Annotated in this window: 20 protein-coding genes and 1 other RNA gene; 12 read left to right on the top strand and 9 right to left on the bottom strand. The window is 40.4% G+C overall.

Annotation, left to right across the window (positions count from 1 at the left end; all coding sequences use genetic code 11):
• Positions 1 to 40: 40 nt before the first annotated feature.
• Positions 41 to 550, top strand: a complete 510-nt coding sequence (locus ACO1QW_RS14960) for a DinB family protein (RefSeq protein ID WP_486259867.1) — start codon at positions 41 to 43, stop codon at positions 548 to 550.
• A gap of 37 nt (positions 551 to 587) precedes the next feature.
• On the opposite strand, the gene rnpB is transcribed toward ACO1QW_RS14960, so the two are convergent.
• An RNA gene (gene rnpB / locus ACO1QW_RS14955) (RNase P RNA component class A) lies at positions 588 to 982 on the bottom strand.
• A 147-nt stretch (positions 983 to 1,129) separates the two neighbouring features.
• Positions 1,130 to 1,546, bottom strand: coding sequence for a BrxA/BrxB family bacilliredoxin (locus ACO1QW_RS14950; protein ID WP_486259865.1), 417 nt, complete (start codon positions 1,544 to 1,546; stop codon positions 1,130 to 1,132).
• 205 nt (positions 1,547 to 1,751) lie between these two features.
• Here ACO1QW_RS14950 and ACO1QW_RS14945 point away from each other — a divergent pair, with 205 nt between their 5' ends.
• Both ACO1QW_RS14945 and ACO1QW_RS14940 read left to right on the top strand, forming a co-directional pair.
• On the top strand, positions 1,752 to 2,183 hold the full coding sequence (locus ACO1QW_RS14945; protein WP_486259863.1) for an Hsp20/alpha crystallin family protein: 432 nt from the start codon (positions 1,752 to 1,754) through the stop codon (positions 2,181 to 2,183).
• A gap of 120 nt (positions 2,184 to 2,303) precedes the next feature.
• On the top strand, positions 2,304 to 3,557 hold the full coding sequence (locus ACO1QW_RS14940; RefSeq protein ID WP_486259861.1) for a hypothetical protein: 1,254 nt from the start codon (positions 2,304 to 2,306) through the stop codon (positions 3,555 to 3,557).
• A 53-nt stretch (positions 3,558 to 3,610) separates the two neighbouring features.
• Here the strand turns inward: ACO1QW_RS14940 and ACO1QW_RS14935 are convergent, their stop codons facing one another.
• Positions 3,611 to 4,081 carry a hypothetical protein gene (locus ACO1QW_RS14935; RefSeq protein ID WP_486259859.1) on the bottom strand — a complete coding sequence of 157 codons (471 nt, stop codon included), beginning with the start codon at positions 4,079 to 4,081 and terminating at the stop codon, positions 3,611 to 3,613.
• Positions 4,082 to 4,122: 41 nt separating this feature from the next.
• Here ACO1QW_RS14935 and ACO1QW_RS14930 point away from each other — a divergent pair, with 41 nt between their 5' ends.
• Positions 4,123 to 4,665 carry a hypothetical protein gene (locus tag ACO1QW_RS14930; RefSeq protein ID WP_486259857.1) on the top strand — a complete coding sequence of 181 codons (543 nt, stop codon included), beginning with the start codon at positions 4,123 to 4,125 and terminating at the stop codon, positions 4,663 to 4,665.
• 74 nt (positions 4,666 to 4,739) lie between these two features.
• Here the strand turns inward: ACO1QW_RS14930 and ACO1QW_RS14925 are convergent, their stop codons facing one another.
• From ACO1QW_RS14925 to thrS, 5 genes are all read right to left on the bottom strand, one after another.
• Positions 4,740 to 6,170 carry a type III PLP-dependent enzyme domain-containing protein gene (locus ACO1QW_RS14925; protein ID WP_486259855.1) on the bottom strand — a complete coding sequence of 477 codons (1,431 nt, stop codon included), beginning with the start codon at positions 6,168 to 6,170 and terminating at the stop codon, positions 4,740 to 4,742.
• A 159-nt stretch (positions 6,171 to 6,329) separates the two neighbouring features.
• Positions 6,330 to 6,674 (bottom strand): 50S ribosomal protein L20, encoded by a 345-nt coding sequence (gene rplT, locus ACO1QW_RS14920; protein WP_182801309.1) that lies wholly within the window; start codon positions 6,672 to 6,674, stop codon positions 6,330 to 6,332.
• Positions 6,675 to 6,717: 43 nt separating this feature from the next.
• The gene (rpmI, locus tag ACO1QW_RS14915; RefSeq protein ID WP_486259853.1) at positions 6,718 to 6,915 is read right to left on the bottom strand and encodes a 50S ribosomal protein L35; all 198 of its coding nucleotides are present in this window, start codon (positions 6,913 to 6,915) and stop codon (positions 6,718 to 6,720) included.
• Positions 6,916 to 7,173: 258 nt separating this feature from the next.
• Positions 7,174 to 7,752 (bottom strand): translation initiation factor IF-3, encoded by a 579-nt coding sequence (gene infC, locus ACO1QW_RS14910; protein ID WP_486259851.1) that lies wholly within the window; start codon positions 7,750 to 7,752, stop codon positions 7,174 to 7,176.
• 84 nt (positions 7,753 to 7,836) lie between these two features.
• Positions 7,837 to 9,768 carry a threonine--tRNA ligase gene (gene thrS, locus ACO1QW_RS14905; RefSeq protein ID WP_486259850.1) on the bottom strand — a complete coding sequence of 644 codons (1,932 nt, stop codon included), beginning with the start codon at positions 9,766 to 9,768 and terminating at the stop codon, positions 7,837 to 7,839.
• Between the two features lie 129 nt (positions 9,769 to 9,897).
• On the opposite strand from thrS, the gene ACO1QW_RS14900 reads away from it, so the two are divergent.
• The 8 genes from ACO1QW_RS14900 to ACO1QW_RS14865 all read left to right on the top strand — a co-directional run bounded on the left by ACO1QW_RS14900 (position 9,898) and on the right by ACO1QW_RS14865 (position 19,756).
• Positions 9,898 to 10,941: a hypothetical protein gene (locus ACO1QW_RS14900; protein ID WP_486259848.1), complete on the top strand. Its 1,044-nt coding sequence runs from the start codon at positions 9,898 to 9,900 to the stop codon at positions 10,939 to 10,941.
• 238 nt (positions 10,942 to 11,179) lie between these two features.
• A complete protein-coding gene (locus ACO1QW_RS14895) occupies positions 11,180 to 11,656 on the top strand; it encodes a Dps family protein (protein WP_486259847.1) in 477 nt (158 codons plus the stop codon).
• 171 nt (positions 11,657 to 11,827) lie between these two features.
• Positions 11,828 to 12,658 carry a hypothetical protein gene (locus ACO1QW_RS14890; RefSeq protein ID WP_486259845.1) on the top strand — a complete coding sequence of 277 codons (831 nt, stop codon included), beginning with the start codon at positions 11,828 to 11,830 and terminating at the stop codon, positions 12,656 to 12,658.
• Between the two features lie 56 nt (positions 12,659 to 12,714).
• Positions 12,715 to 13,251, top strand: coding sequence for an ester cyclase (locus ACO1QW_RS14885; RefSeq protein ID WP_486259843.1), 537 nt, complete (start codon positions 12,715 to 12,717; stop codon positions 13,249 to 13,251).
• A gap of 406 nt (positions 13,252 to 13,657) precedes the next feature.
• Positions 13,658 to 13,867: a hypothetical protein gene (locus ACO1QW_RS14880; protein ID WP_486259842.1), complete on the top strand. Its 210-nt coding sequence runs from the start codon at positions 13,658 to 13,660 to the stop codon at positions 13,865 to 13,867.
• A 126-nt stretch (positions 13,868 to 13,993) separates the two neighbouring features.
• Positions 13,994 to 15,079, top strand: a complete 1,086-nt coding sequence (locus ACO1QW_RS14875) for an efflux RND transporter periplasmic adaptor subunit (protein WP_486259841.1) — start codon at positions 13,994 to 13,996, stop codon at positions 15,077 to 15,079.
• Positions 15,080 to 15,105: 26 nt separating this feature from the next.
• Positions 15,106 to 18,351 carry an efflux RND transporter permease subunit gene (locus ACO1QW_RS14870; protein WP_486259839.1) on the top strand — a complete coding sequence of 1,082 codons (3,246 nt, stop codon included), beginning with the start codon at positions 15,106 to 15,108 and terminating at the stop codon, positions 18,349 to 18,351.
• Positions 18,335 to 19,756, top strand: coding sequence for a TolC family protein (locus ACO1QW_RS14865; protein WP_486259837.1), 1,422 nt, complete (start codon positions 18,335 to 18,337; stop codon positions 19,754 to 19,756). Before ACO1QW_RS14870 ends, ACO1QW_RS14865 begins: the two co-directional genes overlap by 17 nt.
• A 168-nt stretch (positions 19,757 to 19,924) precedes the next feature.
• Here the strand turns inward: ACO1QW_RS14865 and ACO1QW_RS14860 are convergent, their stop codons facing one another.
• Positions 19,925 to 21,901, bottom strand: a complete 1,977-nt coding sequence (locus tag ACO1QW_RS14860; RefSeq protein WP_486259835.1) for a KUP/HAK/KT family potassium transporter — start codon at positions 21,899 to 21,901, stop codon at positions 19,925 to 19,927.
• Positions 21,902 to 21,995: the final 94 nt, after the last annotated feature.

The raw sequence follows: 21,995 nt of genomic DNA, 5'->3' as shown, positions 1-21,995 counted from the left end.
AAGCAGTTTACTGTTTATGCTATTCCAAAACCTGATTATCATGCCAAGACCAACCACCAACGACTACGATCCTTATTATCACAACTATGTTAGCAATGTGCAGGAAGATGACCTCCGCCATGCTTTCGAGAATCAATCACCCCTACTCGATTCATTCTTTGCTTCCGTTCCCGAATCAAAAGCTGATCATGCATATGCTGATGGTAAATGGACAATAAAGCAATTGTTGCAACACATGATCGATGCCGAACGCATCTTTGCTTATCGTGCGTTATGGTTTGCCCGACAAAGTGCAGCGCCGCTCAGTGGTTTCGATGAAAATGAATATGCAAAAATTGCTGATGTAAGCAAACGCACTATTCAATCGCTTGCTGAAGAGTTTAAAGCGGTGCGAAAAAGCACGGAATTGCTTTTCAATAGCTTTTCATGGAAAGAATTAAACACAAGCGGTATGGCCAATAATAATTCCATTACCGTAAATGCTTTGGGCTTTGTAACGCTTGGTCATTTTCTGCATCATAAACGAATACTGGAAGAACGTTACCTATAAAAAGGTCAGGCCCCACAATTGCGGGGCCTGATGTTTAAAATACTGTAAACCTGTAAGCCGGATTTTGTCATATCCACCAAAGCTTTAGCTTAAGTGGACGGAGCTATCATTTATCTGTCCGTACAATTTACACTGCAGGATCAATCTGCCTACCCTCCGTCATCGAACGAGCCGTTCTCAGGCGACGGTATATGTGGCATTTCAGCACGTAAGGTTTACCCCGCTATAACATTGCTGTCATAACCCGTAGGCTCTTACTCTACGTTTTCACCTTTGCCCACTATAGCCGAGGCATAAGTGGGTAGTTATTTTCTGTGGCACTTTCTGTTGCTCCGCCGAAAGCGGAACACCCGGCTCTTCACCGGTACGTTGCTCTGTGCTGTCCGGACTTTCCTCTTCCCGTAAACGGGAAACGATAGCTGAGTTTACAGTGATGCAAAAATACAAAACGTTGAGGTAGTTGGCCATACTTATTACACGTTGCTGTAATTATTCATGATGAATATTTATGGCATACCTGTCAAATAAAAAATCCCCCAACCGAAGTTGAGGGATAAGATAAAAAATTCAATAATTGAATTAATTGCAATGCTCTTCAAATGCACTGATGAGGTTTTGTGCGATCATCTGTGCCGGACGTCCTTCGATGTTATGACGCTCGATAAAGTGAACCAATTGTCCATCTTTAAATAAAGCAATAGCCGGTGAACTTGGTGGATAAGGCAATAAGTGTTCACGGATCTTTTTCACCGCATCAATATCAAAACCTGCAAAGCTGGTAAGTAAATGATCAGGACGCTTTGCACTGTTATGAACAGCCATCAATACGCCTGGTCTTGCGCTACCTGCTGCACAACCGCACACTGAATTAATAAAAACGAGGCTTGTTCCTTTTTGCGTTAACGCACTATCAACCGAATCGGCCGATAACAATTCATCAAACCCCCCTTCTGTCATTTCCCCTTTCATGGGTAATACTATTTCTGCTGGATACATAGTTGTACTGTTTAAAATTTATGCAAAGCTACAGGAATTGAAAGCTCAATGAGCAATAATAGAAATTTTGACAGAATCATTGCAGAAAACTAGACTTTTTGTCGCACTCAAATGCTCAAAGCTGAAATCACGGCGCAAAAAAACCGGCTGGAATACACTTTGATGATTCCATACCATATTTAAAAACAAATAAAACTTTAATACTATGACAATGGTAAAATTGCACAGCCCAGCTCAAAAGAACATCAACAACTTCATTGATGAGTTCTTTAATGAATTACCTGCTTTTGGTAAAACAGTGAACAACGTTTTTTCTCCGGCAGTGAATATTATAGAAACAAAAGATGCCTATCATCTTGAATTGAATGTTCCCGGGCGAAACAAAGAAGACTTTAATGTAGCAGTTGATAAAGGTTTATTAACGATCAGCTACGAAAAGAAAGAAGAAGTAAAGAATGAAGATGTGAAAGTAGTTCGTCGTGAGTTTAACTTTCAAAGCTTCAAACGCAGCTTTACAGTTGATGAGAAGATCAACACAGAAGCGATCCAGGCGAAATACGAAAATGGTCTGTTGAAATTGTTACTGCCTAAAAAAGCAGAGCAGCAACAACCCGTAAAAACGATCAATATTCAGTAATCATTTATATAGCTTGTTTTATAGCAGTTGGTTTTGGTTACCCCGTTGTTTTCACAACGGGGTTTTTATTTCTCTTAACATGTCTTTCCACAGACATGCCTATCTTCGCCCCTAATCGACATGAAAGCTCTATTAACCCTACTTATTGGTTTCTTTTTTTTGTTCGCTGTAAAAGCGCAGGACATTCCTGATACCACGCATCCAACACCGCAACTATTGGATACAAGCCTGCGTATCAAAAACCTCAATCCTTATTTTACACTACACGTTGATAGTTCGCTTAATTACAAACTGGACATCAATAAAGAAGCAATTAATTACTTCTGGTATTTGAAAAATTCACCGGTGGGATTACGCATCAATAAAGACAACGGTCTACTCACCTTCAAAGCAGACAAGGCGTATTTTCTTTCGGGGAGATTGAAATACGATGTAGAATATAAAGTGCAGGTTGGTGTTCAGAATTTGAATAATCCCGTTGATAAAACTGATACCATTTTTACAATCGTTTTCTTTAATACGGAGATCATTCAATCGAAAATACGCCCATCGGTTTCATCTACCGTAACTGTTGATGAAGGCGATACTGCACGTTTTGTTTTGAATTGTGAGAACGGAAATTTTCCGATTGAATACATCAATTTTGAAAGCAGCATCCCTATCAAACTTGAAAAAACGATCACCAGGTGCCAGGATGAATTTGTATGGTGGATTCCTTATGATTTTGTAAAAGATAATGATGCAGGAAAAGTAAAAGAATTTCGATTGTTGTTTGTTGGTGCCGATAAATTCAGGAACAAGGACACTGCATCGGTACGCATTATCGTACGAGATGCAATTAACTATCCTCAAAAGAAACAGGAATACGAAAAGCTGGTCAATGATTACAACCGCTATATCCAGCAACTGAAATTCACGTTCCGCACACTGGATAAAAAGATCAAGAAAACACGAAATTCGAGAGTAGCATTTGATATGACCGCTTCTTCTTCTGCCCTTGCAGGAACAATTCTGAGCACATCAAAAAATGAAGATCAGAAAAACGTTGGTCGTGTGTTGCCTGCAGTTGGTGTTACACTGGTGCCTGTGAAAGAAGCTGTATCACCTAACAAAGTAAATGATCAAAACTCTGTTTCACTGGTGCGTACAAGCATCAGGCGTTTAGAATATATTCTGCAGGAGAATGGATTGGTTGGTGAAAAAGATCCCGACATCCTTGCTAAAACAACCAAGATGCGTGCTGATCTGAAACAAATTCAACTGCAGTTGATCGATGTGCCACTTGAAGAGATCAACATTGAAGATCCGAAAGATGCCAACAAATATTTTGAAGACCCGAAAGTGAACAAGAAGTATCGCAACAAAAAGAAATAACTAAAGAAGCCGATGCATATGCATCGGCTTCTTCAGTTATAAGCACGAATTGGTTATAAACAATCCGTCTTTCTTCTGGTATCGATAATGTATTGAACCTTCCACAGCCCGTTCACCCGGACCAATTGAAAAGAGTTTACTCCGCAGTGGCTAAAGTTTCCCTTGTAGTAAAACTGGTAGGGCGTCCAAACGCTTGCTAAACCACCATCAATATGAATTGCACCAAATGATATGCGCTCATCAGCATCTCCTTTTGTTGACTTACCAACAAAAGATGCAAAGTCGTTGATATTTTCTGTACGCACAGCTGTAGCTCCTTCTTTGGTGCGACTGATGGTTTGCAAAACAGCCCATTCAGAGAACACATTTTTCAACCCAACTGAGTCTGCATTTTTCATAGCTGCAAACATATTGTTAACAACAGCCTTTACCGAATCTTCTGTGTTTTGTGCGGCAGCGTTAAAACCTACGAGTATTGTTAAATAAAGCGTAAGAACGCACTTATAACTTTTTGTTTTTCGCATTTGGCAAATGTTTTGAAATACAAGTATAAAACATACCGACTATGGCAAACTTAAAATTCTACAAATGGTCATTAGGCCTGATGATGATAGTAGCTACTACTTCAGCATCGGCTCAGATATTTCCGAAGACCGGAGATATTTTCGGCAACCGAACAAACCGTCCCGTTGTAAGGCAAGATGGTAGCCGCCAATGGCCTGACGGAACAGTCCAGTATCCTGATGGTACGACACGTTATCCCGATGGAGCAGTGCGTTATCCCGATGGTCGCATGAGCTATCCACGTAATCAACGCAATGGTGACTATGGCTACAATAACAACAACAATTGCAATCACCGCAATCTGCCTCCGGGACAAGCGAAGAAAATATACGGTGGTAATGCAAAAGATTATGCGAAAGGAAGAGGTAAAGGCAACAAGAACTGCAATTGCAATCATGATGATGATAGAAACTGGGACGACAGAAACGTAAGAAACTATCCCCAGCAATATCCGCAGTATCCAAGCTATCCTCAACAGTATCCTAACAACACACCGCAAAACGGTGGAAAGCGACCAAGCCGTACCAGCAATCCTAACTTATAATTTGTTAGTAGTAGAAGTTGAAATAAAAAGCCTCCCGATTTAGTCGGGAGGCTTTTGCTTTATCCGGAGTTCAATTAGTAACCCAATATCTTCAGCATGCTCTGCGCTGTTTGTTCTTTTGCATATACCCAATCAACCAGCTTACCATTTTTATCATGACCTACAATGATGTGCTTAGGAGAAGGGATCATACAATGCTTAATACCACCATATCCGCTTATCTGGTCCTGGTAGGCGCCAGTGTGAAAGAAACCAACATATAAAGGCTCTTGCGAATCACCATTCAGCTTGGGTAAAAACACTTCATTGATATGTTCTTCTGAATCGTAATAGTCATGGCTATCGCAGGTGATGCCCCCAAGTACCACACGTTGATAATCGTTGTCCCATTTGTTAATCGGCAACATCAAAAACTTTTCGCCAATACCCCAGGTGTCAGGCAACGTAGTGATGAATGATGAATCGATCATGTACCAATTCTCCCGATCGTTCTGTGTTTTTTGTCCCAGCACCGAATAGATATGCGCCATGCTTTCACCAACCGTAAAACTTCCAAACTCTGTATAAATGTTGGGCATTGGTACGCCTGCTTTCTTACAGGTCTTTTTAATGGTAGCTACAATTTCATTGATCATGAATTGGTAGTCGTATTCAAAACCAAGTGAATGCTTAATAGGAAAACCGCCACCGATATTAATTGAATCCAATTCAGGGCATATCTTCTTCAACTGGCAATAGAGATTCACTACTTTGTTAAGTTCACTCCAGTAGTAGATATCGTCTTTAATACCCTTGTTCAAAAAGATATGCAGCATCTTTAATTGAAAACGATCTTCGTTGCCTTCGATCTTATCTACATAAAACTCGAGGATATCTCTTGCACGTATACCGAGGCGTGACGTGTAAAAAGGAAAGTTGGGTTCTTCTTCCGCAGCTACACGAATACCTACTTTAAATGGAACCTTCACCGTTTTTTTATATTGCTGCAGTTCTTCTTTGTTATCAAGAATGGGTGTTACATTTTTGAAACCTGTGTTCAGTAATTTAGCAATACGGGCAATGTAAGGCTTCTGTTTATAGCCATTGCAAATGATCTGTATTTCCTTTGTGATCTTTTTCTTTTGATAAAGTTTGTTGATGATCTCAATATCATAAGCATAAGAAGTTTCAAGATGAATCTCGTGCTTTAATGCCTCTTCCACTACAAATGAAAAGTGACTACTTTTCGTACAGTAGCAATAAAAATATTTGCCTTCGTAACGGTGCTTTTTAAACGCTGTATCAAACATCTTCTTGGCCTTTTTGATCTGCATCCCAATCTTTGGCAAATAAGTAAGCTTCATGGGTGTACCATATTTATCGATCAGCGCTTTCAGATCAAGATGGTTAAACTGTAAATAGCCATTCTGCAAATGAAAATCTTCCTGCGGGAAGTTGAACGTTTGATGCACCAGGTCGGTGTATGTTTGGTTGGTCAGTTGATAACTACGTGGGTCGTTTGTCACCTTTAAAATTTTGCACAAACTTATTGTAAAAACAAATGCAGGGGCATGAAGATTTTTTGGACCACGACTACAGCAAAACACAGAGCTTCACAACGACGAAATGCAGAAAATAAAAAGCCCCGGCGTTTCTGCCGGGGCTGTATAAAAATCAGTTGGTGATTATTTTACTGATGCAACCAGTTGCTTAAAGCTTTCTGGTTCGTTCATGGCCAAATCAGCAAGGATCTTACGGTCAAGATCAATATTCTTTGCTTTCAGTTTGTTAATGAATACAGAGTAAGTCAATCCTTCTTCTCTTACTGCTGCGTTGATACGTGCAATCCACAGTGCACGGTATTCACGCTTCTTTAATTTGCGGCCCACGTAAGAGTAGGTCATACCTTTTTCAACTACGTTTTTGGCAACGGTATATACGTTTTTACGTTTGCCATAAAAGCCTTTGGCTTGTTTGAGAATTCTTTTGCGGCGTTGCTTTGATGCAACTGCGTTTACTGAACGTGGCATATCTTAATGTTTTTAAATTATAAATTGGGTTTACAGCTGCATCTTATTTAAGACGCAATAAACGTTTTACAAAGTGTACATGAGATTGTGCTACTTCGCCGTCCAGACGCATGTTACGCTTACGCTTTTTTGACTTCTTTGTGAGGATGTGACGTTTGAAACTCTTTTGGTGAGTTATCTTTCCAGTGCCGGTTACTTTAAACCTTTTTTTGGCACTTGAATTGGTTTTTACCTTTGGCATGTTAATGCGCTTTAAGAATGATACCCGGCTGGCGGCTCTGCTCAGGCAGAACACTTAGGGGGCCGTTTGGGCAATACCGGCTGTTTCCAGCCTCCCGATTTGGGAGCGCAAATGTAGGGAATATGTGTGAAAAATAAGGACATCCCCCGAGCTTTTTTCTTGAGAGGTGAGGGTGAAAGTATCTCGCAAAGAACCCAGCGGAGCAAAGAAGCAAAGACTCCAAAGAAAAAACCGCCTCGAAATGAAGCGGTTCTATACTTATTCAGCGTTTTCTTTCTTCTTCTTGGCCGTTTTTGGCGCAATGATCATCAGCATCCGCTTTCCTTCCAGTTTCGGAAATCCTTCTACCTGGCCGGAATCTTTCAGGCGTTCAGCAAATTTCAACAGAACCAATTCTCCCCTTTCCTTAAACTGGATGGCACGACCTTTAAACTGTACGTAAGCCTTCACTTTATTTCCTTCTTTCAGGAAGTTTTCCGCATGTTTTGCTTTGAAATCGAAGTCATGATCATCAGTATTCGGCGTAAAACGAATCTCTTTCAGTTCGGCCGATTTACTTTTCGACTTCATTTCCTTTTCCTTCTTCTTCTTCTCGTAAAGGAATTTGTTGTAGTCGATGGCTTTACAAACCGGTGGCACCGCTTGCGGAGAGATCTCCACGAGGTCTAAACCTAAGTCCTGTGCAATTTGTAATGCTTTTTGTGTAGGATAAACACCCACTTCTACGTTATCACCAACCAAACGTACTTCCGGTACACGGATCATGTGGTTGATGCGATGTTCTGGCTCTTTACGGGGAATAAAACGTCCCCTTGGAGGTCTTGATGGAAATGCCATATTAGTTCTGCTCCCATCCCCTTAAAGGAAGCAACTGTTCATTTTGTGTTTAAAATTCCCTGCAGGGGTAGCAGGGAAATTATTTTAATCTGATTTACGTTCACTGATCTCGTGTGCCGCAGCCGCAATGAATTCATCTGCATCAAACACACCCGCATCGCCTTTACCTTGTTTACGAACCGCCACTTTTCCTTCGTTCACTTCCTTTTCACCCACTACCAGCATGTATGGAACTTTTGCAAGTTCGGTATCCCTGATCTTCTTGCCAATCTTTTCACTGCGGTCGTCAATCTCTGCACGAATATCTGCTTTTTTCAGTTTATTCAACAGGGTTTTTGCATAATCCATGAACTTATCACTGATCGGTAAAATTTTCACCTGCAATGGCGCCAGCCATAAAGGAAACTTACCTGCGTAATGCTCCAGCAAGAAACCGATGAAACGCTCATGTGTACCCAATGGCGCACGGTGAATGATCAATGGCACTTCAGGTTGATTGCTTTGGTTGGTAAACGAAAGTTTGAATTTGTTACCACTGTTGAAATCGACCTGGTTAGTAGCAAGCGTAAACTCCCGACCAATGATGCTCCATATCTGTACATCAATCTTCGGACCATAGAATGCCGCTTCATCCTGCACTTCAACAAACGGGATATTTGATTCGATGAGAACTTTGCGTACCATCGCTTCTGTTTCCTGCCACAGTTCAGGTTCGTTTACATATTTCTGACCCAACTTGGCCGGATCATGCAAACTCAAACGCATCACATATTTATCAACGCCGAAGATCTTAAAATACTTCAGGTACATATCATTTACCGCACGAAACTCATCAGCAAACTGTTCACGGTTACAATAGATATGTGCATCGTTCATATGCAAACAACGTACACGCATCAAGCCAAACAATTCACCGCTTTGTTCATAACGGTAACAGGTACCGTATTCTGCAATACGATATGGAAGATCTTTATAGCTCTTTGGTTCAGCATCAAATATTTTATGATGATGCGGACAGTTCATCGCCTTGAGATAATATTTCTCACCGTCCATTTCCATGGGCGGGAACATACTATCCGCATAATAAGGCAGATGACCACTGGTGAGGTACATGCTTTCTTTTGCAATATGTGGAGTAACTACACGCTTATAGCCTGCAGCAGCTTCTGTTTCTTTCGCCAGCTTTTCCAGCTCTTCAATAATGATTGTGCCGTTAGGTAACCATAAGGCTAAACCCGGGCCGGTATCATCATCCATTGTATAAATACCCAACTCTTTACCGAGCTTACGGTGATCTCTTTTCTTTGCTTCTTCCAACATTGCCAGGTATTCATCCAACTCCTTTTGAGAAGGGAAGGTTACACCATAGACACGTGTAAGCTGTTTATTTTTTTCATCGCCTTTCCAATACGCACCGGCAATAGAAGTTAATTTGATTGCTTTGATAAATCCAGTGTGCGGAATATGTGGCCCACGGCAGAGATCGGTAAAACCGCCTTGCGAATAAAAAGTGATACCACCATCTTCCAGGTTTTGCAACAAGTCGAGCTTGTATTCATCGCCTTTATCAGAAAAATAAGCAATGGCATCTTGTTTTGAAATTTCCTTGCGTTGATAAGGATTGTTTTTCTTCGCCAGTTCATTCATCTTCTTTTCAAGGATGGCCAGGTCTTCTTCACTCATCTTTTTGTCGCCAAGGTCCATATCATAATAGAAACCTTTTTCCAATGCAGGTCCAACCCAGAATTTTACACCTGGGAATAATGTTTCAACAGCCTCCGCCATCAGGTGAGCACTGCTATGCCAGAACGTGTTCTTTCCTTCAGCATCATCCCACGTCAGCAGCTTTAAAGTAGAATCCGTGTTAATGGGGCGTGTGAGGTCCCACACCTGTCCATTCACATTTGCGGCCAATACTTTTCTTGCTAATCCTTCGCTGATTGATTTGGCGATGTCGAGGGCTGATGCACCTTGCTCATACTCTCTCACTGCACCATCGGGAAAACTGATCTTCATGAACTTCGTTTGATTTTTTTGGTGGACAAAGGTAACGAATCATTGCCGAAGGAAAATTAACAAAGCCTTTCGCTACCCCTTTTTTTTCAAAGCTGTAATTTGCAGCTGTATTTGAACAGCACTTACATTATGAAGAAGATCATTTTACTGGCTTTCCTTTTTTGTTCAGCAACAGGTTTTGCCCAAAAGTACAGCGGACAATGGAGCGGCAGCTTTGATGCGAAAGGCGACCCTGGTGGCTCACGCACAGAATATTTCCTTGAGCTTGAAGTGAACGGAAATAAAGTGGAAGGCACATCCACTACTTATTTTATGATTGAAGGCAAACGCTTTTATACCATCTGTGCTATTGAAGGCAATCTTGATCCCAGCAGCAAAACCATTACCGCTAAAGAAACAAAACGTGTAAAGGCCAATACGCCTCAATGGTTTAAAGATTGTTTCCAGGTGCACACACTCACTTACTTTAAAAAAGGCGACACCGAAGAATTGGAAGGAAGCTGGAAAGGCGCTGTTGAAGCCAGCAATTGCGGAAGCGGCACAACTGTTCTTTCACGTAAGCAGTTGGTGAAAAATATCATCACAACTCCTCCCCCACAAAACAACAATACAGTACGTACAAATCCCAAGCCTGTTCAACAACAACAAAAGCCAACAACAAAAACAACTACTCCTCCAAAAGATAAACCGGCCGTTGTAAAAACAGAACCGAAAAAAGAAACACCTGTAACCACAGGCCCGGCTATTACTAAGGTTGACAACCAAACGGAAACAAAAACAAATGAAGTAAAAGTAAACCCGATACCTGCTCCCAAATTGCCCAATGGCTTAGAGAAACGGGAAACAAAAGTGTTTGAAACAATACCTATTGAAGAAGAAGAGATCACCGTTAACTTATATGATAATGCAGAGATCGATGGCGATATTATTACTGTACTGTTTAACGGCGAAGTGGTGGCTGCTCAAAAAACGTTGAGTGATAAACCCATCACTGTAAAACTGAAAGCCATTCGTGGAAGAGACAACACACTTACCATGTATGCCGAAAACCAGGGTCGCATACCACCTAACACGGCAATTATGCGTGTGCAGAATGGCGAACAATACCACAAAGTATTTTTAAGTGCCGATGATAAAAAGAACGGAAGTGTGGTGTTTCGATTTAAGAGTTGATGGATGTCTGCTCACTCGAAGGGTGATCGATAGCCATCGGGTGTTCATCGTTAAAATAAATAGTTTTTTGTGTAGAAAGGGCCATTGCGAAAGCAGTGGCTCTTTTTTTGATAAGAATCAGAATGTTGATTAACTTAATTCCCGCTGAAGTTCCCGATATTAGTGTGTTGCCAGCAACATGCAGCCATACCCGAACTAAATAAACCTAACTTTAGTATCTAATCTTTAAATAAAACACATGAAACCAAACATTGGAATTTCAGACAAAAATTTAAAATCGATTTGCACCGTTTTAACGAACTGCCTGGCCGACTCTCATTTGATTTATTTTAAACTCCGCAAATTTCATTGGAACGTGAAGGGCGACAATTTTATGGAGTTGCACAAGTTGTTTGAAAGTCATTATGAGCAGGTGCAGGAAGCGATTGACGAAATTGCTGAAAGAATCAGTCAACTAGGTGGCGACGCTATTGGTACAACTTCTGAATTTGCAAAACATTCTTCTTTGAAAGAAAGCCCGGGAAAAAACCCCAGCAATAATCTTGATATGATCAAAGAATTGCTCGGTGATCATGAAACCATCATCAAAAATTTAAGACAGGCAGTTGACGATACGGATGAAAAATATTCAGACAAAGGAACATCCGATTTTTTGACCAACCTGATGGTAGGTCATGAAAAAATGGCCTGGACATTAAGAAGATATTTTAAATAAATATTTGGCAACAAAAGTATTTGCCAAAACCAAGGCCGGAACATCGGCCTTTTCTTTTTGCTGTAGCAATCGGTTGGTCAAGAAAAGATAGCAACAGGTGTAATATGAAAGGAAACATTTAAAGTACTATTTACATTGTGAGCAAAAGATATGAAACTTTATTTTTCCTTGATGATTTCGACGTTCTTGTGTTTCGTTGGCCACGCAACAGCGCAAACCTATGTTGGCAGTACACCGGCGCATGATGTAACAAGGGAGTTTCTTCAAATTTCTTTAACCGATTCAATAGACTTCATCCGTTGGCGCATAGAGTTGAATGCTGGCACTTATAAAATTATGTGCCGGTATGGACTTGCAAAACCAGGAACGCCAGGGTTTTCAAATGAAGAAAGCATTGCGTTTACCGGGCAGTTGAGCAAATCACGAAATGTTTATATTTTAAAAAATAAAAGCAAAAGTGTTTCTATGCTCGAAGTGAATACGAACGTGTTGCATTTCCTTGATGACAATAATCAGTTGCTTATCGGAAACGGTGGATACAGTTGTGCTTTAAATAATATAAATCCTGTTAAAGCAGATCAGTTCAACATCCCGGCTATCTCAACCCACACTCAGAGTCCGTTGGTTTTCGAAGGAAGAACGCCCTGTAGTGACCTGCCCGCCCTTCTTGGGTTGAATAAAAGCCCGGCTTGCAATAAAATGAAATGGTATTTTCTTTTTTATACTGACACTGCAACGGGCAAGCCTTCTTACTTCCTGATGGGCGGCATGGGATATCGAAAAGAAACTATGGCAAAAGGTTCGTGGAAAATAGTAACAAAAAGTAAAGGCCGCATTGTGTACCAGTTGTATTCCGATAAATGGACCCGTCCTCTCAACCTGTTGAAAGGCGACGACAATATTTTGTTTTTTATCGACTCTGATGGTCATTTACTTGTAGGAAACGAAAATTTCAGTTATACATTAAACAGAAGAAAACAAGAATATCCGCCTAGCAAATAGACAATAAGTTGCACTGTTGCAGTATAAACTTCAACTTTTTCTAAAAAACAACTACCGTGAGAATTAAATATGGACAACTATATTTTGTGTTTGCTTCCTGCATGTTGTTTACAGCATGTAAAAATGCAAATTCAAAACAAAACAATGATGCAAATAGTTTATCAACAGACACAACCAATCAACAGCTTCAAAACAATAAAGCCTTAGTGTTGAAACTATACCAGGCATTGAACGATACTAATTGGGCTTTAGCAAAGACTTTAGTTGATGAAAATTTTGAACATCATTTTGTTAAGGACACAGGATTTGGGGTTACCTCATGGAATGGTTTTGAGAAAGGATATAGAATGTCGCTAAAAGCTTTTCCCGATTGGAAATTAACCCCCATCAATGTAGTTGCAGAAGGCGATTATGTATCAGTTCTCTTAAGTGGACAAGGCACACACCGTGATGAATTTGCAGGCATACCGGCAACAAACAGGAAAGCCGGTGCACCCATTATGCTTTTGCACCAGATAAAAGAGGGCAAAATAATTGAAGACTGGGAAGTAATGAATGCCGGTTCTTTTCTTGAACAATTAAAGAGGCAATAACTTACAAAACGATAAGTTATACTTTGTACAACCCCAACCAAGCAAGAGTTTGGATTGAATTGCAGAAAATTCTCCGTCTCCTAACACACGTTAACCTGTTAATTTTCTCCACTTCTTTCGCATTTAGCAATCTGTTTGTACTTTCGCACCCTCAATGCAGAGAAAAAGCACGTACATAAAAGCTACCCACAAACTTTATTCATCACTGAAGGTTGTTTTCAACTACTGCCTTCTTCTGCTTTTTACATTTGCGTTCTCTTTACAACAGTTTTCCGCATTCGCTTACACACAGCTTGCCGAAAACAGCAATAAAGAAAACAGCCCCGTTCTTCATTCACAACACTTATTTAACAGCACACAGCTTTCTTATCATCTACCCTTCGACGCCAACATTTTGCCATATGAAATGGAGGTGTTTGAGGAAGAAGATGACAACGAACGAAAAAACAGCAGCGATGTTTGCGGCGATTATTTCGTAAGCAGACACTCATCAACTGAATGTGACCCTGCTAATTTTTTAAAGAGCCGCTATCTTCAACTGGCATCTTCCGCCAACAAGCGCTCTTCTGTTCCCCTTTTTATTCTACATCATTCCTGGAAAGGTTACCTCGCATAATCCTGTCGTAACAGTTTAACGTTTGCAGTATATGGATCGATCCATATAGCCATCATCGTATTGAAGCATTCCCGACTATGCTTACCGGGTGCTTGTTTTTATTCACCAATTCTAAATTGAAATTTAATGAAGAGGATGTTTATTCCCGTCATTGCGGCAACCGTATTTATTTTTTCTTCCTGCAAACACAAAGAGCATGAGAAAGAAGCAGAAACAAAATTTTTAGTAACAAGTCCAATTGAAATGGACACTGTCGTTTACAAAGAATATGTGGGACAGGTTCAATCATCAAGTCATATTGAATTAAGATCACAGGAAAGAGGTTATCTCGAAAAGATATATGTTGATGAAGGGCAGTTTGTAAAGAAAGGGCAATTGATGTTCAAGATCATGCCGCTTATTTACCAGGCCGAAGTAGCAAAAGCAAAAGCTGAACTGGAGTTTGCTGAAATTGAATACAAAAACACAAAGAGTCTCACCGATAACAATGTAGTATCTCCTAACGAACTGGCATTGGCCAAAGCCAAACTCGATAAAGCAAAAGCTGAGCTGGCATTAGCACAGGCACATTTAAGTTTTACTGAAATACGTGCGCCCTTCGATGGCATCATGGATCGCTTCTATAAAAGATTGGGAAGCCTGATAGAAGAAGGCGAATTGCTTACAACACTATCTGATAACAGCCGCATGTGGGTTTACTTTAATGTACCCGAAGCTGAATATTTAGACTATGTAAGAAAAGCAAAATCGAAAGAAGCACAAATGGTGCAACTGCAAATGGCCAACAAAGAGTTGTTTGATGTGCCCGGTGTTGTGGAAACAATAGAAGCCGATTTTAATAATGAAACCGGCAACATTGCTTTCAGGGCAACATTCCCAAATTCAAAAGGAATTCTTCGTCATGGCGAAACTGGCAATATTATGATGCCCGTTAACTTAAAAAACGCCATCCTCATTCCACAAAAGGCAACCTTCGATGTGTTGGATAAAAAGTTTGTGTACATCGTTGATGAAAACAATGTGTTGAAAGCAACACAAATCAGCATTGCACAGGAATTGCCGCACTTGTACATCGTTGCATCGGGGCTTAGTGCAAAAGATAAAATTCTTGCAGAAGGTTTAGGCAAAGTGAAGAACAACGAGAAAATCACTTACGAGTTTGTGCCTTTTGCAAAAGAACTGGCCGAGTTAAATAACATACATGCCGAATAGCGCAGGAACCATAAAATAATACAACCATGTTTAATAAGTTTATTAAAAGGCCGGTTCTTGCTATTGCCCTATCTGTCGTGATTGTTTTCACAGGGCTGCTGGCAATTAAAACCTCACCGGTTGCACAATTCCCGGAGATAGCACCACCGAGGGTAAATATTTTTATTGAGTTTCCCGGCTCTAATGCCGATGTATTGGTAAAATCAACACTCACCATTCTTGAGCGGGCTATCAATGGTGTGCAGGGCATGCAATATATTTTAAGTGATGCCACCAGTGCAAGTGAAGCAAGCATTGAAGTAATTTTTGAACCCGGTACCGATCCAACTCTTGCAGCAGTAAGAGTGAAATCAAGAGTGGACCAGGTAATGACCAACTTACCTCCGCTTGTGCAACGTGAAGGTGTCATCATTTCTCCTTTACAGCCAAGTATGTTGATGTACTTAAACCTGTACAGCAAAGAAAAAAATGTTGATGAAAAGTTTTTATTCAACTATGCCAACACCTACATCTTGCCCGAGCTGCAACGTATAAAAGGGATGGGCTTTGCACAGGCAATTGGTAGTCGTTCGTTTGCCATACGTGTGTGGTTGAATCCTGAGCGTATGAGAGCGTATAGTATTTCAGCTGATGAAGTATTGAAAGCCATTGATGAACAAAGTGTATTGGCAAGACCGGGTCGTGTCGGTCTTAGCTCCGGTAAAACTGCACAGTCGCAGGAATATGTATTCACTTACAAAGGCTGGTACAATAAACCTGAGCAATACCAGGACATTGTTATTAAGGCAAATGCTAATGGTGAGATACTGAAATTAAAAGATATTGCTGAAGTGGAAGTAGGTAGTGAGTTTGTAGATATTTATTCAAACAAAGACGGACATCCTTCAGCTTCACTTGTACTGAAACAAAATCCCGGGAGTAATGCCAGTATTGTAATTGATGAAGTAAAAGCAAAACTGGAGGAATTGAAAAAAGATTTTCCTCCGGGTATTGATTACGAGATCAACTATGATGTATCAAAATTTGTGGATGCATCCATTGAAAAAGTGATCCACACATTGGTGGAAGCATTTATTCTTGTTGCCATTGTGGTGTTTATTTTTCTTGGCGACTGGCGCTCCACCTTCATTCCCATTCTTGCAGTACCGGTATCGCTCATTGGTGCATTTACACTCATGAAATTTTTTGGACTAAGCATCAACCTCATTACGTTGTTTGCGTTGGTACTTGCAATTGGCGTGGTGGTGGATGATGCCATTGTGGTGGTGGAAGCCGTGCATGTAAAAATGGAAGAAGATAACCTCTCCCCTTTTGCTGCCGTTAAAAAAGTAGTAGGAGAAATCAGCGGTGCCATCATTGCCATTACATTGGTGATGATTTCGGTGTTTGTTCCCGTTGCATTTATGAGCGGGCCTGTTGGTGTACTCTACCGCCAGTTTTCACTCACTATGGCAAGCGCAATTTTTATTTCCGGTTTTGTGGCACTTACGCTTACGCCTGTGTTATGCGCCATCTTATTAAAGAATACGCATGGTAAACCAAAACGTAAAACACCCATCAGCATGTTTATCGATTGGTTTAACCGGAGCTTTGAACGTGTTACCGGTAAATACACAAAATTCCTGACACTTATTGTAAACCGAAGGGTGCTCACGTTCGGAATTTTAATTGCATTTGCATTTGGCATTATGGGCATCAACAAAGTATTGCCCGCTGGTTTTATCCCGAGTGAAGACCAGGGACAGATTTATGCCATCATTCAAACTCCTCCAGGCACTACACTTGAACGTACAAATGAAATTTCAAGAAAACTGCAGGAGATTGCAAGAAAGATCGAAGGTGTTTCATCTGTTACGTCATTGGCAGGTTATGAAATTCTTACGGAAGGTCGTGGATCAAATGCCGGTACTTGTTTGATCAATTTAAAAGATTGGTCGGAACGTAAACAATCGGTAAAAGAAGTAATTGAGGAGTTGGAGAAAGAATCGAAAGATCTTCCTGCAAACATTGAATACTTCGAACCACCTGCTGTGCCGGGTTATGGCACATCGGATGGTTTCTCCCTTCGTTTGTTAGATAAAGGCAGTGATGTGGACTACCAGGAATTTGACAGGGTGAATGCAGAATTCTTAGTTGAGTTGAAAAAAAGAAAAGAACTCACCGGTTTGTTTTCTTTCTACTCAGCTAAGTATCCGCAATATGAAATTACAGTGGATAATGAACTTGCAATGCAGAAAGGAGTTTCTGTTGGCGATGCAATGGAAAACCTCAACATCATGATCGGTAGTACCTACGAGCAGGGTTTTATTCGTTTTAATAACTATTATAAAGTTTATACACAGGCGGGGCCTGAGTTCAGGAAACAACCATCCGACATTCTCAACATGTTTATTAAAAATGATCATGGCGAAATGGTTCCCTACTCTGCCTTCATGAAAATAACAAAGACGCAAGGACCCAATGAAATTGCACGTTACAACTTATACATTTCATCGCTCATCAATGGTATTCCTGCTAAAGGATATTCTTCAGGCGATGCAATCAATGCTATTAAAGAAGTAGCGGCGCAAAAATTACCACGTGGTTATGATATTGCATGGGAAGGTCTTTCATACGACGAAGCAAGACGAGGAAATGAAGCACTGTATCTATTCCTCGTGGTACTCTTCTTTGTGTATTTAATTCTTGCGGCACAATATGAAAGTTTTCTATTGCCTTTCGCTGTATTGCTTTCTCTTCCGCCGGGTATATTTGGTTCATTCCTTTTATTAAAAAGCATGGGCTTAGCAAATGATGTATATGCACAGGTGGGGCTCATTATGCTGGTGGGCTTGCTTGGAAAGAATGCGGTGTTGATTGTTGAATTTGCTGTGCAGAAACATAACAAAGGAACCACTGTTCTGCAAGCGGCTATAGAAGGTGCAAAAGCACGTTTCCGTCCAATCCTCATGACATCGTTTGCATTTATTGCAGGTCTAATTCCGTTGGTACTTGCAACAGGCCCGGGTGCTGTGGGTAATCATACCATTGGCGCTTCTGCATTGGGAGGTATGTTGTTCGGAACGGTGTTCGGTGTCATCATTGTACCGGGACTCTATTTCATATTCGGCAAACTATCTGAAGGCAAACATCTCATCAGGGATGAAGATGAAAATCCGTTGAGTGAAGATTTTGTTGAAAGCCGTTCTGATGCAGCCCTCACGAATAAGATCAAAAAATTAATTAAACGAATCAGAAATACAAACACAAATGAAAATGAAGATAACAGCTAAATACATTGCACTTGTTACCTGCATAGTATGGCTTGGTGCCTGTAAAGCACCCGCTGTTAGCAGTAAACAGGAAAATAAATTTACACCTGACGCTTATACTAACTCGCAGGACACGATCAATTCAGCAGCAATAAAATGGAAACAATATTTTACTGATGCCCATCTTATTGCACTCATTGACACAGCACTTATCAACAACCAGGAGTTGAATATTGTGTTGCGTGAAATTGAAATGAGCAAGAATGAGATCATGGCAAGAAAGGGAGAATACCTGCCGTTCCTGCATTTAAAAGGCGGTGCGGCAGTTGACAGGGCAGGTAAATATACATGGGATGGTTTTTCAGAAGAAGACTGGAAAACAAGTCCTGACAAAGGCCACAGCTATGTTGGTGATTTTATGGTGGGCACTTTCTTTACCTGGGAGCTTGATGTGTGGAAGAAATTACGTACTGCAAAAAAATCGGCAGTCATGAAATACCTTTCTACCATCGAAGGCAAAAACTTCATGATCACAAATATCATTGCAGAAATTGCCAGCTCCTATTATGAATTGATGGCGCTTGACAATTTGCTATCAATCGTGCAACAGAATATTGAATTGCAAAGCAATGCCCTGCAAATTGTGAAACTGGAGAAAGATGCAGCCAAGGTTATGCAGTTAGCTGTTAACCGTTTTGAAGCGCAATTGCTCAACACAAAAAACCTGCAGTACGAAATTCAACAGCAGATTGTTGAAACTGAAAACAAGATCAATTTTTTGGCAGGACGTTTTCCGCAGCCGGTTGTGCGTAATTCAGCAGCGTTCAATAACCTTGTGCCCGATCCCATCTATGCAGGTATTCCATCTCAACTACTATCCCATCGTGCAGATATACGACAGGCAGAGTTAGAACTTGCTGCAGCGAAATTAGATGTACAGGTAGCAAGAGCGAATTTCTATCCGTCCTTTAGTCTTACGGCGGGTGTTGGTTTACAGGCTTTCAATCCCGTGTATCTGATCAGGCCCGAATCGATCCTTTATAACCTGGCCGGCGATCTTGTTGCTCCGTTGATCAATAAGAATGCGATTAAAGCAACTTACTTCAATGCAAATGAAAAACAGGTACAGGCCGTTTATAATTACGAACGATCAATTCTGAATGCGCATATTGAAGTGGTGAATCAATTGTCAAGAATGGACAACTTCACCAAAAGCTATGAAACGAAAGCCAAGGAAGTTGATATACTCACACAGTCAGTTTCCATTTCAAATAATCTCTTTCGCTCCGCAAGGGCCGATTATATTGAAGTGCTGTTAACGCAACGTGAAGCATTGGATTCAAAAATTGAACTGATCGAGATCAAACTAAAACAATTCGACGCCAAAGTAAATATTTACAAAGCATTGGGAGGCGGATGGAATTAAGCGAGCAGTTAATAAACAAAGAGGCTGCGTTAATAGCAGCCTCCTTGTTTTTCATTTAATAAAGGTTATGTATGTAAGTACAATATTTTCATGCATACCAAAACTAATAGTGTAATAGATATCAACCACGCTGCAGCAATAATCAGAATAGAAACAATATGTTCTTTTTTATCCTTCATACTCCTCTACACGCTTTAACCGAAGGTTGGTGACAGGTGCAACAATGAGCGGAAATTTTTCAACTGTCACATTGCTGGCGTCCAATCCAAAACCTCTTTCTTCCGACAATGAAATTTCCTTTAACCAGAAATGAAACTTCATGAATATCCTCTCCAGGAAAGGAAGTTCATTATCCTGACTTAAATATTTTTCCATAACGATGAATTGGAAATCGCCGGCAATATGATTTTTCTCAAGACTACTATACCTGCTTGTTACATTCACTTCACGATTGTTTACCAGATCCTTCACCACTTTACGAAACATACTATCAATTCTCGTTTGCACTCTGAAGCCTAAGCGAAAGTCGATCCTGATAATATCATTGGGAATAATATGGATAACACTATACTCCGTTGTATAAGGATCATCAACAGTTTCAACATGAATGAACCAGTAAATATCAGCCCGCTTCGGCTTGCGGTTCATGATGGAATAAATGATCTTATGTTCAATCTCTTTGGGGTTATCTGCGCTTGTAAGATAAATAAGATGCGTTGCATGTTTAGGTACTGTAGGATCGTTACTCAGTTCCTGTAATTTTTGTAGGTAATGATCAAGACGTACAAATTCGACATAACGATTCTTGATCTTCCTGGCTTTAAACCAATCATACATTACAAAGAATAACAGGCCGCCTACTAATAACGTAACATAACCACCATGCGGAAACTTCTCAAGATTGGCATAAAAGAAACTGAATTCAATGGCGAAATAAACCGACAGGTATAAATATATAAATCCCGACTTTATACGTCTTGTAACAAGATAATTTGCAAACAGGATGGATGTGGCAATCATCGTAACCGTAATGGCCAAACCATATGCAGCTTCCATATTCGATGCTTTCTTAAAATATAATACAATGCCAATACAACCTGTAAACAATAACAGGTTTACAGCAGGTATATATAGTTGACCCTTTGCCTCTGTGGGGTAATTCACTTTAAATTTCGGGAAAAGGTTAAGCCGCATTGCTTCACTCACCAGCGTAAATGATCCGGAAATAAGTGCCTGGCTGGCAATTATAGTTGCAGCTGTTGCAATGGAAATACCGAAGTAAATAAACCAATGCGGCATGATACCGTAAAAAGGATTAAAGCCATCTTCGATCAAGGAAGCGCTAATGATTTCCCCTTTATGATTTAATAGCAACCATGCACCCTGGCCCAGGTAATTCAGAATAAGACAGGTTTTTACAAATATCCATGAGTAGCGAATATTCCATTTGCCACAGTGCCCCAGGTCCGAATACAATGCTTCCGCACCTGTTGTACATAAAAACACACCGCCTAAAATGTAGAATCCTTTGGGATAGGCCATCAATAATTTGATACCATAATAGGGATTGAATGCTTTTAGGATCGACAGGTCTTGCAACAATTGTGAAACCCCAAGAGCAGCAAGCATCACAAACCAAACCGTCATAACTGGCCCGAAGGAGCGACCGATGAAGGCTGATCCAAACTGTTGCAAAAAGAAAAGCAGAGATAAAATACTAATGACGATAATGATCACTGTCCATTGATCAATATTATGAAAAGCTGGTATTTGCTTTAAACCTTCAATAGCGGATGTAACGGAAATGGGTGGTGTTATCATACCATCGGCGAGTAACGCAGCACCACCCACCATTGCAGGTAATACCAACCATTTTTTTCTTCGTCGCACAAGTGCAAACAAAGAAAAGATACCACCCTCCCCTTTGTTATCGGCACGTAATGTAAGAATAACATACTTTACTGTTGTTTGAAGGGTAAGCGTCCAGATGATGAGTGAGAGTGAACCAATGATCAATTCTTCTGAAATGGTTTTGCCACTTGTAATAGCATTTAAAACATAAAGTGGTGACGTTCCTATATCGCCAAAAATAATTCCCAATGCAATTAATAACCCAGCGACACTTACCCTGTTATGCGATGACATTTATCATTTAATTTTGAAAACCAAAATTAGTACGGGCAATCAGCGGATAGGAAAACCTGCCAAAATCCTTATAAAATCTTTACACTGTTCCTAT

It is taken from the genome of Lacibacter sp. (assembly GCF_057361365.1).
The sequence above is the reverse complement of the archived record's forward strand: the minus strand, read 5'-3'. Positions and strand labels throughout refer to the sequence as shown.

What these genes read in the sequence shown, in the direction of transcription:
- rplT (WP_182801309.1), bottom strand. Translation starts at nt 6,674, where the DNA reads ATGCCACGTTCAGTAAACGCAGTTGCATCAAAGCAACGCCGCAAAAGA.
- ACO1QW_RS14940 (WP_486259861.1), top strand. Translation starts at nt 2,304, where the DNA reads ATGAAAGCTCTATTAACCCTACTTATTGGTTTCTTTTTTTTGTTCGCT.
- ACO1QW_RS14945 (WP_486259863.1), top strand. Translation starts at nt 1,752, where the DNA reads ATGACAATGGTAAAATTGCACAGCCCAGCTCAAAAGAACATCAACAAC.
- ACO1QW_RS14880 (WP_486259842.1), top strand. Translation starts at nt 13,658, where the DNA reads ATGGAGGTGTTTGAGGAAGAAGATGACAACGAACGAAAAAACAGCAGC.
- ACO1QW_RS14950 (WP_486259865.1), bottom strand. Translation starts at nt 1,546, where the DNA reads ATGTATCCAGCAGAAATAGTATTACCCATGAAAGGGGAAATGACAGAA.
- ACO1QW_RS14935 (WP_486259859.1), bottom strand. Translation starts at nt 4,081, where the DNA reads ATGCGAAAAACAAAAAGTTATAAGTGCGTTCTTACGCTTTATTTAACA.
- rpmI (WP_486259853.1), bottom strand. Translation starts at nt 6,915, where the DNA reads ATGCCAAAGGTAAAAACCAATTCAAGTGCCAAAAAAAGGTTTAAAGTA.
- thrS (WP_486259850.1), bottom strand. Translation starts at nt 9,768, where the DNA reads ATGAAGATCAGTTTTCCCGATGGTGCAGTGAGAGAGTATGAGCAAGGT.
- ACO1QW_RS14890 (WP_486259845.1), top strand. Translation starts at nt 11,828, where the DNA reads ATGATTTCGACGTTCTTGTGTTTCGTTGGCCACGCAACAGCGCAAACC.
- ACO1QW_RS14895 (WP_486259847.1), top strand. Translation starts at nt 11,180, where the DNA reads ATGAAACCAAACATTGGAATTTCAGACAAAAATTTAAAATCGATTTGC.
- ACO1QW_RS14870 (WP_486259839.1), top strand. Translation starts at nt 15,106, where the DNA reads ATGTTTAATAAGTTTATTAAAAGGCCGGTTCTTGCTATTGCCCTATCT.
- ACO1QW_RS14900 (WP_486259848.1), top strand. Translation starts at nt 9,898, where the DNA reads ATGAAGAAGATCATTTTACTGGCTTTCCTTTTTTGTTCAGCAACAGGT.
- ACO1QW_RS14875 (WP_486259841.1), top strand. Translation starts at nt 13,994, where the DNA reads ATGAAGAGGATGTTTATTCCCGTCATTGCGGCAACCGTATTTATTTTT.
- ACO1QW_RS14860 (WP_486259835.1), bottom strand. Translation starts at nt 21,901, where the DNA reads ATGTCATCGCATAACAGGGTAAGTGTCGCTGGGTTATTAATTGCATTG.
- ACO1QW_RS14865 (WP_486259837.1), top strand. Translation starts at nt 18,335, where the DNA reads ATGAAGATAACAGCTAAATACATTGCACTTGTTACCTGCATAGTATGG.
- ACO1QW_RS14930 (WP_486259857.1), top strand. Translation starts at nt 4,123, where the DNA reads ATGGCAAACTTAAAATTCTACAAATGGTCATTAGGCCTGATGATGATA.
- infC (WP_486259851.1), bottom strand. Translation starts at nt 7,752, where the DNA reads ATGGCATTTCCATCAAGACCTCCAAGGGGACGTTTTATTCCCCGTAAA.
- ACO1QW_RS14960 (WP_486259867.1), top strand. Translation starts at nt 41, where the DNA reads ATGCCAAGACCAACCACCAACGACTACGATCCTTATTATCACAACTAT.